Source organism: Mycobacteroides sp. PCS013 (assembly GCF_049532645.1).
Lineage (GTDB): Bacteria > Actinomycetota > Actinomycetes > Mycobacteriales > Mycobacteriaceae > Mycobacterium > Mycobacterium gwanakae.
On sequence record NZ_CP150131.1, the window covers coordinates 2,733,244 to 2,747,646 of the forward strand.

The window sequence follows — 14,403 nt, forward strand, 5'->3', positions numbered from 1 at the left end:
GTGAGGCTCGCTAACAACTAGGCGCTTGACCACCGCGATCAAGGGCGTTGAGCCCGTCAACCGCTTCGGCCAAGGTGCCGACCTTGACCATGGTGAGCCCCTGGCCACCGTCCGTCTTGGCCTCGGCGCAGTTGGCCGCCGGCACCAAGAACACCGTTGCTCCAGCGTCTTTGGCTGCCTGCATCTTGTGCGTGATTCCACCGATGGGCCCCACCTTGCCCTCGGCGTCGATGGTTCCCGTTCCGGCAACGAACTTTCCACCGTCGAGTTCACTGGGCGTCAGCTTGTCGATCACCGCGAGGCTGAACATCAGCCCGGCCGACGGCCCACCGATATTGGCCAGGTTGAAATCAATGGTGAACGGCGCCCACGGTGCCTGCACAACTCCGACCCCCAGGAACCCGTAGTCACGATCCGCGTTCTTGCCGAGCGTGATCTTCACCGATTCGGTCTTACTGCTGCCCTCGGGGTTCTTGCGCTTGTAGTCCAGCGTCACCACCTCACCGGGCTTGGTCGCCTTGAGCGCTCCGGTGAACTCCTCCAGGTTGGCGACCGGTCGCCCGTTCACCGCGGTGATCGCGTCGTTCTCCTGCAGCTTGCCCTTGGACGGTCCGTCATCGCTGATGGTCAGGACGGTGACCGCCGTCGGGTACTTGAGATATCCGAGCGCCGCGAATTCAGCACTTTCTTCGGACTTCTTGAACTCGAGGTCGTTTTCCTTGTCCACCTGGTCCTTGGACCGATTAGGCGGGTACACCGCGTCCCGCGGAACTAGCTGCTCGCGCCCGCTCGCCCACAACCGCAGCGCGTCGGCCAATGTCAGTCCGTCGCGCTGGGAGACCGTCGTCATGTTGAGGTGGCCCGACACCGGGTCGACCTTGGTGCCCTTGATGTCGACGACCTCCTTGCCCTCGACCTGACCGAGGGTGTTGAAGGTCGGGCCCGGTCCCAGGGAGACGAACGGCACGGTGATCACCGACATCAACAACGCGAAGGCGATGATCGGGACCAGCGCGACCAGCAGCGTCGCTACGCGGCGATTCATGCCTGCACCCTATGGCAAGCCCTGCTCGGGACCCCGTCGGTAGTCTCATGGTGGAGGTCCGATGAACGATCATGCCCCCGTCCTGCTGTATGACGGCGTGTGCGCACTGTGCAACGGGGCGGTGAAGAAGATCCTGCGGGACGACAAGGTCGGAACGATGCGCTTCGCGGCGCTCGACAGTGAATACGGCAAGCAGGTGATCGCGCGGCACCCCGAACTCGTCGGTGTCGACTCCTTCGTGATCGTCGACAACCCGGGCGATCCTGCCGAACGAATTCATATCCGGTCCGACGGAGTGGTGCGCATCATCGACTATCTCGGCGGCACCCGACGAGCCTCCCTCATCGCACTGGTTCCGCGCCCCATCCGCGATGCGCTCTACCGGCTGGTCGCCCGAACCCGATACCGGGTGTTCGGGAGGTACGACACCTGCCCGGTGCCGCCTCCGGAGGTCCGGGCGCGCTTCCTGGCCTGATCCCATGCCAAAACGGGTGCGTTCACTGACAGCGTGATCCGGCCACGTCTACCAGCGGTACCGTGGAGATATGGCCGACCTCCCCTTTGGATTCGCTGCTGGCGACGACCCCGACCGTGAGCCGGGCGACGGCGCGCGGCCGGGCCCTGGCTCGGGACCGTCGGGCGCGGACCCGTTCGGCTTCGGATCTGGTGGATTCAATCCCGCCGACCTCGGGCAGATCTTCACCCAGCTGGGCCAGATGTTCAGCGGGGCTGCCGCCGGTGCGGCCAGTGGTCAGTCCGCGGGCGCGGTCAACTACGACATCGCCCGGCAACTCGCTTCAAGCTCAATCGGTTTCGTCGCGCCTATCACCGAGGGCACCCAATCGGCGATCACCGATGCGGTGCATCTGGCTGACACCTGGCTCGACGGAGCCACCGCGCTGCCCGCCGGGGCCACCCGAACCGCTGCCTGGACCGCGACCGACTGGGTGGACAACACCCTGGAAAATTGGAAGCGGCTCGTCGACCCTGTCGCCGAACAGATTTCAGGCATGTGGGCGGCGAACCTGCCCGAAGAGGCCCAGGGCATGGCCGGGCCGCTGCTGGGCATGATGACCCAGATGGGCGGCATGGCCTTCGGATCGCAGCTGGGCCAGGCGCTCGGACAGCTGTCCCGAGAGGTGCTGACCTCCACCGATATCGGATTGCCGTTGGGCCCCAAGGGCACCGCGGCTCTGCTTCCGGTCGCCATCGAGGCGTTCTCCGAGGGCCTTGAACAGTCCAAGAGCGAGATCATGACCTTCCTGGCCGCCCGGGAAGCCGCGCACCACCGGTTGTTCAGCGGCGTGGGCTGGCTGACCATCCGGCTGATGGACACCCTCGAGCAGTACGCCAAGGGCATCTCGATCGACATGAGCGCCATCGAAGAAGCCGCACGCGGCTTCAACCCCGCTTCGCTGGGCGATCCGTCCGATATGGAACAGATTCTGTCCCAAGGCATTTTCGAGCCGAAGACCACGCCGCAACAGGAGCAGGCCCTGGAACGCCTGGAAACCCTGCTGGCGCTGATCGAGGGATGGGTGCAGACCGTGGTGACCGACGCGCTCGGCGAGCGCATCCCCGCGACCGCGGCCCTCAGCGAGACCTTGCGGCGCCGCCGCGCCACGGGCGGCCCGGCCGAGCAGACCTTCGGCACCCTGGTGGGCCTGGAGCTGCGGCCGCGCAAGCTGCGCGAAGCTGCAGATCTGTGGCGCAGGCTCACCGACGCCGTGGGTGTGGACAAGCGCGACGCGATCTGGGCACACCCCGATCTGATTCCCGATGCCAGCGATCTGGACAACCCAGCCGCCTTTATCGATCGCATCGTCGGCGGAGACACCGACGCCATCGACGACCCGATCGCGCAGATCGAGAAGCTCGATCCGGGCACATCCGAATAAAACCGGAGAAATCTGCGGCTCACACATTCGGCGCTGGTCAGGGGTCGAATAAGGCTGTGGATAAATGGCTTTCAGCCGCCCGGCACGCACGCCGGATATGTCACAGTGGGTCATGTCCAGTGAGCCGACCTTCACCCTCGATCCGGCACGTCCGGTGCTGCCGAGGCCGGATGACGGAGTTCAGATCGGGTGGATGCCGCGTCATGCGGTGATCGTGCGCCCCTCATCCACCGCGCCGGCCGCGGCGGTACGTCAGCTGCTGCACTCCCTGAACGACGAACTCACCTGGAGTCAGATCCTGGGCCTTCAGTGCGTCAAGGACTTTCGTGACGCTGAGGACATCCGGGCGCTGCTCGAGGAATTGGTCGACACCGGCGCCGTCATCCGGCGCACCCGATCCGTCACGGCCGCTTCGCCGGTGATCCGGCTCGTGGGCCGCGGCCCGCTGTCCGACACCCTCGCGGAGGCGCTCCGGCACACCTCGGCGCGTATCCAGCGCGCAACCCAGTCGGCACACGGAAAGTCTTGGCAACACGTAGATTTGGCGATACTCGCCGATGACCTGATTGCCGACACCCGGCTACTTCGGGCACTGGCCGATGCCGAGGTGCCGCATCTGTCCGTCCGGGCGCGCGACGGCACCGGTCTGATTGGGCCCATGGTTTTACCTGGTATCACCAGTTGCCTGCAATGCGCCGACCGCCATCGGCGTGATCGCGACGAACAGTGGCCCGCGGTGGCCGCTCAACTCACCGGAACCGTGGGTGTCGCCGCGCCGGCCACGGTGCTGGGCACCGCGGCGGTGGCGCTGGCGCAGATAGACAGAGTGCTGTCGGCGATTCGCGGACAGGCGCCGGGACCACTGGTGACGCTCAACGCGACGCTCGAGCTCGACCTGGCCACTCACGCGCTGACGGCCCGACATTGGACCGCACATCCGTTGTGCCCGTGCGGCGCCTATTTCACTGGAAATTGACGAAGACCCACTTTTTGTTAACTTCATCACGACCGGGCATGATGTGCACATGGCAGAGATCCGTCGTGGCCGCGCCGCACGCGCCGCAAAACTCGCATCGCTTCCGGCCGGAATCGCGGGCCGTGCCGCACTCGGTGTGGGTAAACGGATCGCCGGGAAATCCAAAGACGAAGTGAATGCCGAACTCGTCGAGAAGGCTGCCGAGCAGCTGTTCCAGGTTCTCGGCGAGCTCAAGGGCGCGGCCATGAAGATCGGCCAGATGCTCTCGGTGATGGAGGCCGCGATTCCCCCCGAATTCGGGGAGCCGTACCGCGAGGCGCTGACCAAGCTGCAAAGCGATGCCCCGCCGCTGCCCGCCGATAAGGTCCACCGCGTGCTGGACGCACAGCTGGGCACCAAGTGGCGCGAACGTTTCCAGTCCTTCGACGACAAGCCCGTCGCCTCGGCCAGCATCGGCCAGGTACACAAGGCCGTCTGGAAGGACGGCCGGACCGTCGCGGTCAAGGTGCAGTACCCCGGCGCCGACGAGGCAGTCCGCTCGGACCTCAAAACCATTCAGCGTCTGTCCTCGTTGTTCAAGCAGGTGGCGCCGGGCGCCGATATCAAGGCCATCGTCGACGAACTCATCGAGCGCACCGAGGAAGAACTCGACTACCGCATCGAGGCCACCAATCAGCGCACCTTCGTCAAGGCTTTCAAGGACGACCCCGAGTTCTACGTCCCCTCGGTTGTGGCCTCGTCCCCCAAGGTGATCATCACCGAGTGGATGCAGGGCCGGAAGCTCTCCGAAATCATCGCCAAGGGCACCGAAGAGGAACGCAGCAAGTGCGCGCATTTCCTCCTCGAATTCAGCATCAGCTCGCCGTATCGGTGTGGACTGCTGCACGCAGACACCCACCCCGGGAACTTCATGCTGCTCGAAGACGGCCGGTTCGGAATCATGGACTTCGGCGCCTGCGCCGCGCACGAGGGTGGTCTGCCCGCGGGCTTCGGTCCGATCCTGCGCCTGGCCCGGGACGAGAAGTGGGAAGAGCTCACCGAGGTACTCCGTTCGGAGGGTTTCATCCCGCCGAGCGCAACCTCCGTGTCTCACGAAGAGGTCAACTCCTACCTTGAGCCGTACATCGAACCGCTCAACCACGAGACCTTCCACTTCAGCCGCAAGTGGCTGCAGCGGCTCACCGCCAAGGCCACCGATTTCCGCAGCCAGGAGTTCCTCGAGTCGTTCAAGACCAGCCGGCAGATGAACTTGCCGCCGAATTACCTGATGTTCTTCCGGGTTCTCGGCGGTCTGATCGGTATCGCCGCGCAGCTCGATGCCCCGGTCGACTACGCCGCCATCATCGACAAGTGGGTTCCAGGGTTCCACGAGGACAGCAAGGCTCCGGTCGCCACGTAAGTGAGATGGAAAACCTGCGTTGTCAGACTCTCGCCGCCCCCGGCATGATGTAACGCATGGCTGAGATCCGTCGTGGCCGCGCCGCGCGCGCTGCAAAACTGGCATCCCTACCGGCAGGCATCGCCGGTCGAGCCGCGCTGGGCGTCGGAAAACGTTTGACCGGCAAGTCCAAGGACGAAGTCAACGCCGAGATGATGGAGAAGGCGGCCGAACAGCTGTTCCAGGTTCTCGGCGAGCTCAAGGGCGCGGCCATGAAACTCGGGCAGGCCCTTTCCGTTTTCGAGGCCGCCATCCCGCCGGCCTTTGCCGAACCCTTCCGCGAGGCGCTGACCAAGCTGCAAAGCGATGCCCCGCCGCTGCCCGCCGACAAGGTCCACCGCGTGCTGGACGCACAGCTGGGCACCAAGTGGCGCGAACGTTTCCAGTCCTTCGACGACAAGCCCGTCGCCTCGGCCAGCATCGGCCAGGTACACAAGGCCGTCTGGAGCGATGGGCGCGTTGTCGCGGTCAAGGTGCAGTACCCCGGCGCCGACGAGGCGGTGCGCTCCGACCTGAAAACCATGCAACGGTTGTCATCGCTGTTCAAACAGATCGTGCCCGGAGCAGACGTCAAAAGCATCATCGACGAACTCATCGAGCGCACCGAGGAAGAACTCGACTACCGCATCGAGGCCACCAACCAGCGGGCCTTCGCGAAGGCCTTCAAAGGCGACCCCGAGTTCTATGTGTCACCGGTCGTGGCCTCGGCGCCCAAGGTCGTTATCAGCGAATGGATGCAGGGCCGCAAGCTCTCCGAAATCATCAGCAGCGGAACCGAAGACGAACGCAACGAGTGCGGCCGCCTGCTGCTGAAATTCACGGTCAGCTCCCCGTACCGATGTGGACTGCTGCACGCGGACACCCACCCCGGAAACTTCATGCTGCTGCCCGACGGGCGCCTCGGCGTCATGGACTTCGGCGCCGTCGCCACCCATGAGGGTGGGTTCCCTCCGAACCTGGGCCCCATCTGGCGTCTGGAGCGCGACGGGATCTGGGATGAGCTCATCCCCCTCATGCGCGAGGAGGGATTCATTCCGCCGCGCACCGAGGTCTCACCGGAGGAGATCGACGAGTACCTCAAGCCGTTCATCGATCCGCTCAAGTCCGACGAGTTTCACTTCAGCCGCAAGTGGATGCAGCGGGTCGCCGCCAAATCCAGTGACCTGCGTGGAGCCCAGTTCCAGACCGGCCGTCATCTGGATCTGCCGCCCGTCTATCTCATGATGTTCCGCGTTCTCGGCAGCCTGTCGGGCATTTTGGCCCAGCTCGACGCCACGGTCCCGTACGCGCAGATCATCGGCGACTGGGTTCCCGGATTCCGCGAGGATGAGCCCGTTGCTGCCAGCTAGCAACAGCTAGCATTCCGTGAAGACGTGGGGCAACGACGCCACACTGAAGGATATGAGGTGACATGGCAGATATTCGCCGCGGCGGGCTCAGCCGAATGACCAAACTGGCAAGCCTGCCCGCAGGGATGGCCGGTCGCGCGGTCATCGGGGTGGGCAAACGGCTGACCGGAACCTCGGCCGATGAGGTCAACGCCGAACTCCTGGAGAAGGCCGCCGACGAACTGTTCAACGTGCTCGGTGAGCTCAAGGGCGGCGCCATGAAGGTCGGCCAGGCCCTGTCGGTGATGGAGGCGGCGATACCGCCGCAGTTCGCCGATCCGTTCCGTGAGGCTCTGGTCAAACTGCAGAGCGAGGCACCGCCGCTGCCCGCAGCCAAGGTGCATCGCGTGCTCGACGCACAGCTCGGCACCAAGTGGCGCGAACGTTTCCAGTCCTTCGACGACACGCCCGTCGCCTCGGCCAGCATCGGCCAGGTGCACAAGGGGATTTGGAAGGACGGCCGCGAGGTGGCCGTCAAGATCCAGTATCCGGGCGCCGACGATGCGCTGCGCGCCGATCTCAAGCTGATCCAGCGGATGACGCCGCTGGCCAAACAGATTGCGCCCAAAGCAGATATCGACAGGCTGGTGGCCGAGATCAGCGACCGCATCGAGGCCGAACTGGACTACCGTCAGGAGGCGTCCAACCAGCGTGCATTCGCGAAGGCCTTCGCCGAAGATCCGAAGTTCTTCGTCCCGGCGGTGGTCGCGAGCGCACCCAAGGTGATCATCGCCGAGTGGATGGAGGGGCGGCGGCTCTCGAAGATCATCTCCGAGGGCACCCGCGAGGAACGGGACTCCGCCGGCGCCTTGATGCTCGAATTCACGGTCAAGTCACCGGAAAAGGTGGGCTTGGTGCACGCCGACCCGCATCCGGGCAACTTCATGCTGTTGCCCGATGGGCGTTTCGGCATCATCGATTTCGGCGCGGTCTCCGAGCACCCCGGCGGCATTCCGCCCGAATTCGGCGAGGTGCTGTGCTGGGCCCGAGATGAGCAGTGGGAGCAGGTGATCCGGCTCATCAAGCAGCTCGGATTCATGCCACCGGAGGTCCAGCTGTCCGGGGATCAGGTGATGGACTACATCCGGCCGCTGTGGCCCTATGTCGATCCGCTGCGCTCCGGTGAATTCCATTTCACGCGTGAATGGTTCCAGCAAGCCGCGGTGGCGTCGACCGACCTCCTGGACGAGGGATTCACCGAACGATTCAAGCTGGCACGTCAGATGACAGTGCCGCCGGGTTACGTCATGCTGCTGCGCACGCTCGGCGGAATGATCGGGGTTCTGGTGCAGCTCGGCGCGCACGTGAACTACGCGGCGATCGCCGAGGAATGGATGCCGGGGTTCTTCGAACCGAACGCGAAAACGCCCTGATAACAATGCTCCCCACCGCCACATGGCGATGGGGAGCATTGGTTGTCGAGGCCCACAACATGCCGAGTCATGCCGCGGCGGGATCTGCGGCCGGCAGCGGGTTCTTACGCGGGCGTCCACGCGGACGCTTACGCGCCACGATGGCACCCTGCTCCAGGATCTCGCCACCCCACACGCCCCAGGGCTCCGCGCGATCCAGCGCCGCAGCCAGGCACTGCGACCGGATCGGGCAGTCCGCGCACAGCGTCTTAGCCCGTTCCAGGTCCGCCGGGCTTTCCGCGAACCATAGGTCCGCATCCGCGACGTGGCACGGTAGCGCGAGTCTTCGGGCCTCCACTTCGACGGTCATCATGTGTCCGTTCACCTGCTTCCTCTTCGGTTCCTCGTAAAACTGCTGGTCTCGTATCGGTGTCTTATCGATCGAGATCCGGAACCACGTCTGAGGTTTTGGGGCTCAAACAAAAGTGGCCACGGATCCCGGTGGTGTCGGGTCCGTGGCCTGGGAGGCGGTTGAGGGGCTACCTAGATGTATCCCCTATTCACGGACGCGACATTCGCGGCGGCGACGGCGGCGCGGTGCTTAATGCCGACGGCCGACATGCTCTGAGCCGCCGGCTTGGCAGCGGCGGCATGCGTCAGGAGCGACGGCGGAGCGAGCGGCGATACGACAAAGGCACCATGGGCATCACGCCACAAGGTGTCGCCGTAATTGGTGGGTGTGTTCATCGCTCCTCCTTCCGTCTACTCACTCGTGAACAGGTCTGGTCTGGAATCCTCGCGAATTCCTGAAGCCCAGAGTAAAAGGTCATCTATTGGTTGACAAGTTATTTTTGACCTGCGGCGATACTTCAAAACCAGTTTTTCCGAACTGGCATCTTTTCCAGATCTCCGGTTACACAGATGTCAGTAGTCGGGAGCGGAACAGATCCAATACCTGATCCAGTGCCGCGCGCGTGGGCTGTCCCGGCTCGTCGATGAGATGTTCGGTGACCACCGAATGCGCAGGCATCGGCGAATGGGGGTTGGCCACGTCGCCGGGCAATTCGATGGCGACAAACGCATCCCCCAGCTCATCTCTGAGGAACTGGAATCGCTCGGCCGGCACCAGCTTGTCGGAGGTGAAGCGCATACCGAGCACCGTGAGCCCGTCGTGCTGACAGCGATGCTTGACCTTCTGCAGGTCCTCCGGAGAAATATCGATGTTGTAGCGATGCGACTTGGTGAGACCGGCCGGCAGCGATGGCTGCGACAGCACGGGTGCCAACAGCCTGTCGTCGGCCGCCATGGCCAGCGCGTATCCCCCGGTGAAACACATACCGATGGCGCCCACCCCAGGACCGCCGTTGCGCTCGTGCTCGTTCTGAGCGAGTGCCCGCAACCACGCCACCACCGGGGAGCTCTTTCCGGTGGCCAGGACCGTGAATTCGCGGCTCACGCAGCCGCGGAACATCGAGGAGGCCATATAGGTCGCGGTACGCAACCACCCCTCTTCCCGGGGGTCCGTGTTCTGTCCGGGATTCCCAAACAGGTGCGGCATGACGGCGGTGCAGCCGATGTCGGCCACCTTGCGTGCGAAGTTGGCGACCTTCGGGGTGATTCCGGGCATCTCGGCGATAACGATCACCGCCGGTCCACTGCCCTTTCTCAACACGATCTTGGTTTCACCCTCGTGTGTGAAGGTGCCTGCTTCGAAATCGCGGAGGTCATCGTCGGCCATGGGGCGAGCCTAGGACGAGATCGCGCTCCGCGCTAGACACGTGTTGAACAAGGAGCTACGAGGCTCTGGCACGGACCAAACGCAGTACATCGGGGCCGTACTGCTCCAGCTTGCGCGCGCCTATTCCGGGAATGGCCACCAGGGCGGCATCATCCCCCGGAAGAAGCTCGGCGATGGCGATCAAGGTGTTGTCGGTGAACACCACGAACGCGGGCACCTTCATCTCCTTGGCCGTCTTGAGCCGCCAATCCTTGAGCGCGACAAGGAGTTCCTCATCGATATCGGATGGGCAACTCTCGCAACGCCGGAGCATTACCGCCGCCGGAGTGCTGAGCGCGGCATTGCAGATTCGGCAGCGCGCACCGCTGCCCCGACGTCTCGGCGTAGCAGCGGCCGGCAGTTGCGCGGTGGGGGCGATTCCGTTGAGAAACCGCGAATGCTTGCGGGACTTGCGGCCACCGGCCGCGCGCGCGAGCGCCCAACTCAGGTTCAGATGCACACGCGCACGGGTGATCCCGACGTACAGCAGCCGCCGCTCCTCTTCGACCGGTTCGATATCGCCGGCACGCGACAGGGCATGCGAGATGGGCAGGGTGCCGTCGGCCAGCCCCACTAGGAACACCGCATCCCATTCCAGGCCCTTGGCCGCATGCAACGAGGCAAGCGTCACGCCTTGCACGGTCGGTGGGTGACGCGCCTCGGCCCGCACCCGCAGTTCACGCACGAGCCCCGGCAGATCCAGCTCCGGCAGACGGACACATTCTTCCTCGGCGAGTTCCACGAGCGCGCGCAGTGATTCCCACCGCTCACGCGCCTGGGCGCCGTGCGGCTCCTCGGCCGACAAACCCAGCGGCTCCAGAATCTCCCGAACCTGTTGCGGCACAGAAGTGTCTGCGTGATCTCGCTCAGCGGCACGCTGCAGCGCCACCAGCGCCTGCCGCACCTCCTGGCGTGTGAAGAACCCTTCACCACCACGCACCTGGAACGGTATGCCCGCCTCGGTGAGCGCCTCCTCGTATACCTCTGACTGCGCGTTGATCCGGTACAGCACCGCGATTTCCGATGCCGGGGTTCCGGATTCCAACAGTGTTGCAATCGATTTCGCCACGGACTTCGCCTCGGCGGCCTCGTCGTCGTGTTCGGAGAATCTGGGGGTCGGCCCTTCGGCCCGTTGACCGATAAGTTGCAGCTTGCTGCCCGCCACCCGTCCTTGCGCCGCGGCGATCAGCCGGTTGGCCAGCGAAACCACTTGCGGGGTCGAGCGATAGTCACGCTCAAGACGGACCACTGTCGCTTCGGGAAATCTGCGGGAAAAGCCCAGCAGATACTGCGGGGTGGCGCCGGTGAACGAATAGATGGTCTGGTTGGCATCACCCACAACGGTCAGGTCGTCGCGGGGGCCCAGCCACGCGTCGAGCACCCGCTGCTGCAGTGGGGTGACGTCCTGGTATTCGTCGACCACAAAACAGCGATAGCGATCCCGGAACTCGTCGGCCACCGATGCGGAGTTCTCGATGGCTGCCGCGGTGTGCAGCAGCAGGTCATCGAAATCAAGCAGGGTTGATCCGTCGGGTCGGGCCTTGAGCTTCTCGTAACCGGCGTAGACCTTCGCGACCTGCTCGGCGGGCACCGGCGTATCCCGCGCGAACTTGGCGGCGGCGGCCGGATAGGCCTCGGGGCTGATCAAAGAGGCCTTGGCCCACTCGATTTCACCGGCAAGGTCGCGCACGGTGTCGGTGCTGGTGCTCAGCTTGGCGCGGTTGGCGGCCTGGGCGACGATGGTGAACTTGCTGTCGATGAGCTCCCAGCGTGTATCGCCGACCAGCTGCGGCCAGAAGTAGCGGAGCTGCCGCAGACCGGCGGCGTGGAACGTGACGGCCTGAGCCGATCCCACGCCCAAGTCGCGTAACCGCCCACGCATCTCCCCTGCCGCCCGCTGGGTGAAGGTGACCGCGAGGATCTGACCGGGAGCGACATGCCCGGATTCGACCAGGTGAGCGATGCGATGGGTGATGGTGCGGGTCTTACCGGTGCCCGCTCCGGCGAGCACGCAGACGGGACCGCGCGGCGCGGTGACGGCGGCACGCTGCTCATCGTCGAGACCATCGAGGAGAGAACGCGCCACCCGGCCATCTTCGCAGCAACCGCCGACAACACCGCTCGCTGACCCCGTTCTCGGCGTTGAGACATCTCACATACCCCGGCGGAACACCCACCAGGGGTATGACGTTGAATGCCGGTGTGACTACAGCGAGCGACACATTGACCATGTACAGCACCACCTGGTGCGGATATTGCCGTCGGCTCGAGACGCAGCTGAAGGCCGCGGGCATCGACTACACCAAGATCGATATCGAGCAGGACCCGGCCGCAGCCGACTATGTCGCCAACGTCAACGGTGGAAACCAGACCGTGCCGACCGTGAAGTTTCCTGATGGCAGCGCGTTGACCAATCCGTCGCTGTCGCAGGTGAAGGCCAAGCTCGGCGTCTAAACCCAGGGCCCGGTTGATTTAGGCGTAAGCCCAGGATTCGACGATCTCCCGGGCGATGGAAATCGACCCGGGCAACATCAAGCGCGAGTCGGACGCGGTGGTCCAATCCCCTGCTTCCAGTGCAGCCCGCACCTCGTCGCGTGTGAACCACTCTGCTTCGGCGATTTCACCGTCGTTGAACGAGAAGGGCTGCGATGGATCGCCCACGGCGTGGAAACCCAGCATGATCGATCGTGGAAAGGGCCACGGCTGGCTGCCCAGGTACTGCACATCCGTGACGGTCAGACCCACTTCCTCGGCGATCTCGCGGGCCACACACGCCTCCAGGGATTCGCCCGCCTCGACGAACCCCGCCAGCAGCGAGAACATCCGCTCCGGCCAGAACTTCTGACGGCCAAGTACCGCGCGGTCACCGCCGTCGTGCACCAGGCAGATGACAGCAGGGTCGGTGCGCGGAAATTCTTCCTGACCGGTCGACGAATTCACCCGGACCCAACCGCCCTTGGCCGGAGTGGTCGGCGATCCATCAACGGGGCTGTAACCGGCACTGTCGTGCCAGGCCAGCATCGCCATCGCGGTGGCCAGCAGGGCCGCACTGGTGTCGTCGAACAATTGTCCGGAGCGGCGCAGATCCAGCAGGGGCGCACTGTCGTCGTCGAGTTCGGCGCGCACCGCCCACACATGACGGCCGCCCGGGATGCGCCCGAGGAACACCGCGTGCTCCGGCGGCACATCGCCGACGCGTGCCGCGTCTTCGAGAACCACTCGCCCGTCGACAATGTTCACCCGGCCCCGCACATCCAGGGTGACCAGCCCCGCCTCGGCCCAACCCTTCGCCAATTCCTCAGGGTTGGAACGCAGTTCGTCGGCCCGATCGAGCCCGACCCGTGACAGCAGCGGAATGTTGCGAAGACGGAAAGTCATGTCATGCTCCGGCGTTGCGGACGTAGAGCAGGCGGTCGGAGGCCTCAATGGAATCGACCTCTGGCGCATCCACCCGGTGCAGGGTGCCGTCGCGCACCACACCCAAGACGATGTCCGAGAGATGACGCGGCGAGCCGCCTACCTCGCTGCGCTCCACCTCGCGTTCCGCGATCGCGAACCCTGCCTCCGGGGTCAGCAGGTCCTCGATCATCTCGACGACGCGCGGTGTCGAGGTGGCGATGCCGAGCAGCCGTCCCGCCGTTTCCGAGGAGACCACCACCGAGTCGGCGCCCGACTGGCGCAGCAGGTGCACGTTCTCTGCCTCGCGGATCGCGGCGACGATCTTGGCGTTGGGCGCCAACTCACGTGCGGTGAGCGTGACCAGCACCGAAGTGTCGTCCCGGTTGGCGGCCACGATGATCGACTTGGCGTTTTGCACACCGGCGAGCCGCAACACGTCCGACTTGGTAGCGCTGCCACGCACCGTCACCAGGTCTGCGGCAGCCGCCGAATCCAGGGCCATCTGGTCTTCGTCAACGACCACGATCTCGGCCGGGGTAGCGCCATCGGAGAGCATCGCCTGGACGGCGGTCTTTCCCTTGGTGCCGTATCCGACGACAACGGTGTGGTTGCGCACGCGGGACCTCCATCGCTGGATCTTGAGTGCTTGACGCGAACGTTCGGTGAGCGCTTCCACCGTGGTGCCGACCAGAACGATCAGGAACAGCAGCCGCAGCGGCGTGATCACGAGAATGTTCACCAGCCGCGCGCCCTCGGTGTACGGGGTGATGTCGCCATAGCCGGTGGTGGAGAGCGAGACGGTCGCGTAATAGAAGCAATCGAGGAAGCTGAGCGGATCGCTTTCCTCCGGGGTGGATGCAACATCGCGGTAGCCACTGCGATCGGCGTACACCACGAGCACCGCGGCGAAGAGCGTGCCGACCGCGATGAGGATTCGTTTTCCAATGGCGAGCCATGGGCTGGCGGCGTTCTGCGGGATACGCAGGACGCCGACGAGAGCATGGTCGGGCTGTGCGGTCAGCGCCTGGTCGATGCCACGGAACCGCTGGCGAAACTTACCGGCCATATGCCGATCGCGTCCGAGTCACCGGTTGCACGGGTGTCAATCTACTCACATGGCGCCCGTCATT

The 14,403-nt window shown here is 64.7% G+C and carries 14 protein-coding genes; 7 read left to right on the plus strand and 7 right to left on the minus strand.

The window, feature by feature from the left end:
- Window positions 1-10: 10 nt before the first annotated feature.
- Window positions 11-1,045: a YlbL family protein gene (locus tag RHO23_RS13555; RefSeq protein ID WP_423487947.1), complete on the minus strand. Its 1,035-nt coding sequence runs from the start codon at window positions 1,043-1,045 to the stop codon at window positions 11-13.
- A 61-nt stretch (window positions 1,046-1,106) separates the two neighbouring features.
- Between RHO23_RS13555 and RHO23_RS13560 the strand changes: the two genes are divergently transcribed.
- The 6 genes from RHO23_RS13560 to RHO23_RS13585 all read left to right on the plus strand — a co-directional run bounded on the left by RHO23_RS13560 (window position 1,107) and on the right by RHO23_RS13585 (window position 8,118).
- Entirely contained in the window at window positions 1,107-1,520 is a 414-nt protein-coding gene (locus RHO23_RS13560; protein ID WP_418026271.1) for a thiol-disulfide oxidoreductase DCC family protein, read from the plus strand.
- Window positions 1,521-1,590: 70 nt separating this feature from the next.
- Window positions 1,591-2,943, plus strand: coding sequence for a zinc-dependent metalloprotease (locus RHO23_RS13565; protein ID WP_030096968.1), 1,353 nt, complete (start codon window positions 1,591-1,593; stop codon window positions 2,941-2,943).
- A 97-nt stretch (window positions 2,944-3,040) separates the two neighbouring features.
- Complete coding sequence (locus RHO23_RS13570; protein ID WP_423489233.1) at window positions 3,041-3,919, plus strand: hypothetical protein; 879 nt, start codon at window positions 3,041-3,043, stop codon at window positions 3,917-3,919.
- A 49-nt stretch (window positions 3,920-3,968) separates the two neighbouring features.
- The gene (locus RHO23_RS13575) at window positions 3,969-5,318 is read left to right on the plus strand and encodes an ABC1 kinase family protein (protein ID WP_064409359.1); all 1,350 of its coding nucleotides are present in this window, start codon (window positions 3,969-3,971) and stop codon (window positions 5,316-5,318) included.
- Between the two features lie 56 nt (window positions 5,319-5,374).
- Complete coding sequence (locus tag RHO23_RS13580) at window positions 5,375-6,706, plus strand: ABC1 kinase family protein (RefSeq protein ID WP_030096965.1); 1,332 nt, start codon at window positions 5,375-5,377, stop codon at window positions 6,704-6,706.
- 62 nt (window positions 6,707-6,768) lie between these two features.
- A complete protein-coding gene (locus tag RHO23_RS13585) occupies window positions 6,769-8,118 on the plus strand; it encodes an ABC1 kinase family protein (protein WP_423487948.1) in 1,350 nt (449 codons plus the stop codon).
- A gap of 67 nt (window positions 8,119-8,185) precedes the next feature.
- Here the strand turns inward: RHO23_RS13585 and RHO23_RS13590 are convergent, their stop codons facing one another.
- From RHO23_RS13590 to RHO23_RS13605, 4 genes are all read right to left on the minus strand, one after another.
- On the minus strand, window positions 8,186-8,470 hold the full coding sequence (locus RHO23_RS13590; RefSeq protein WP_030096963.1) for a WhiB family transcriptional regulator: 285 nt from the start codon (window positions 8,468-8,470) through the stop codon (window positions 8,186-8,188).
- A 170-nt stretch (window positions 8,471-8,640) separates the two neighbouring features.
- On the minus strand, window positions 8,641-8,844 hold the full coding sequence (locus RHO23_RS13595) for a hypothetical protein (protein ID WP_030096962.1): 204 nt from the start codon (window positions 8,842-8,844) through the stop codon (window positions 8,641-8,643).
- Window positions 8,845-9,010: 166 nt separating this feature from the next.
- Window positions 9,011-9,835 (minus strand): dienelactone hydrolase family protein, encoded by an 825-nt coding sequence (locus tag RHO23_RS13600; protein ID WP_070915112.1) that lies wholly within the window; start codon window positions 9,833-9,835, stop codon window positions 9,011-9,013.
- 55 nt (window positions 9,836-9,890) lie between these two features.
- Window positions 9,891-11,960 (minus strand): ATP-dependent DNA helicase UvrD2, encoded by a 2,070-nt coding sequence (locus RHO23_RS13605; RefSeq protein ID WP_064409363.1) that lies wholly within the window; start codon window positions 11,958-11,960, stop codon window positions 9,891-9,893.
- Between the two features lie 98 nt (window positions 11,961-12,058).
- Between RHO23_RS13605 and RHO23_RS13610 the strand changes: the two genes are divergently transcribed.
- The gene (locus RHO23_RS13610) at window positions 12,059-12,328 is read left to right on the plus strand and encodes a mycoredoxin (protein ID WP_064409364.1); all 270 of its coding nucleotides are present in this window, start codon (window positions 12,059-12,061) and stop codon (window positions 12,326-12,328) included.
- Between the two features lie 18 nt (window positions 12,329-12,346).
- On the opposite strand, the gene nudC is transcribed toward RHO23_RS13610, so the two are convergent.
- Both nudC and RHO23_RS13620 read right to left on the minus strand, forming a co-directional pair.
- A complete protein-coding gene (nudC, locus tag RHO23_RS13615) occupies window positions 12,347-13,252 on the minus strand; it encodes an NAD(+) diphosphatase (protein WP_070920762.1) in 906 nt (301 codons plus the stop codon).
- Between the two features lies 1 nt (window position 13,253).
- The gene (locus tag RHO23_RS13620) at window positions 13,254-14,339 is read right to left on the minus strand and encodes a potassium channel family protein (RefSeq protein WP_030096957.1); all 1,086 of its coding nucleotides are present in this window, start codon (window positions 14,337-14,339) and stop codon (window positions 13,254-13,256) included.
- Between the last annotated feature and the right edge of the window lie 64 nt (window positions 14,340-14,403).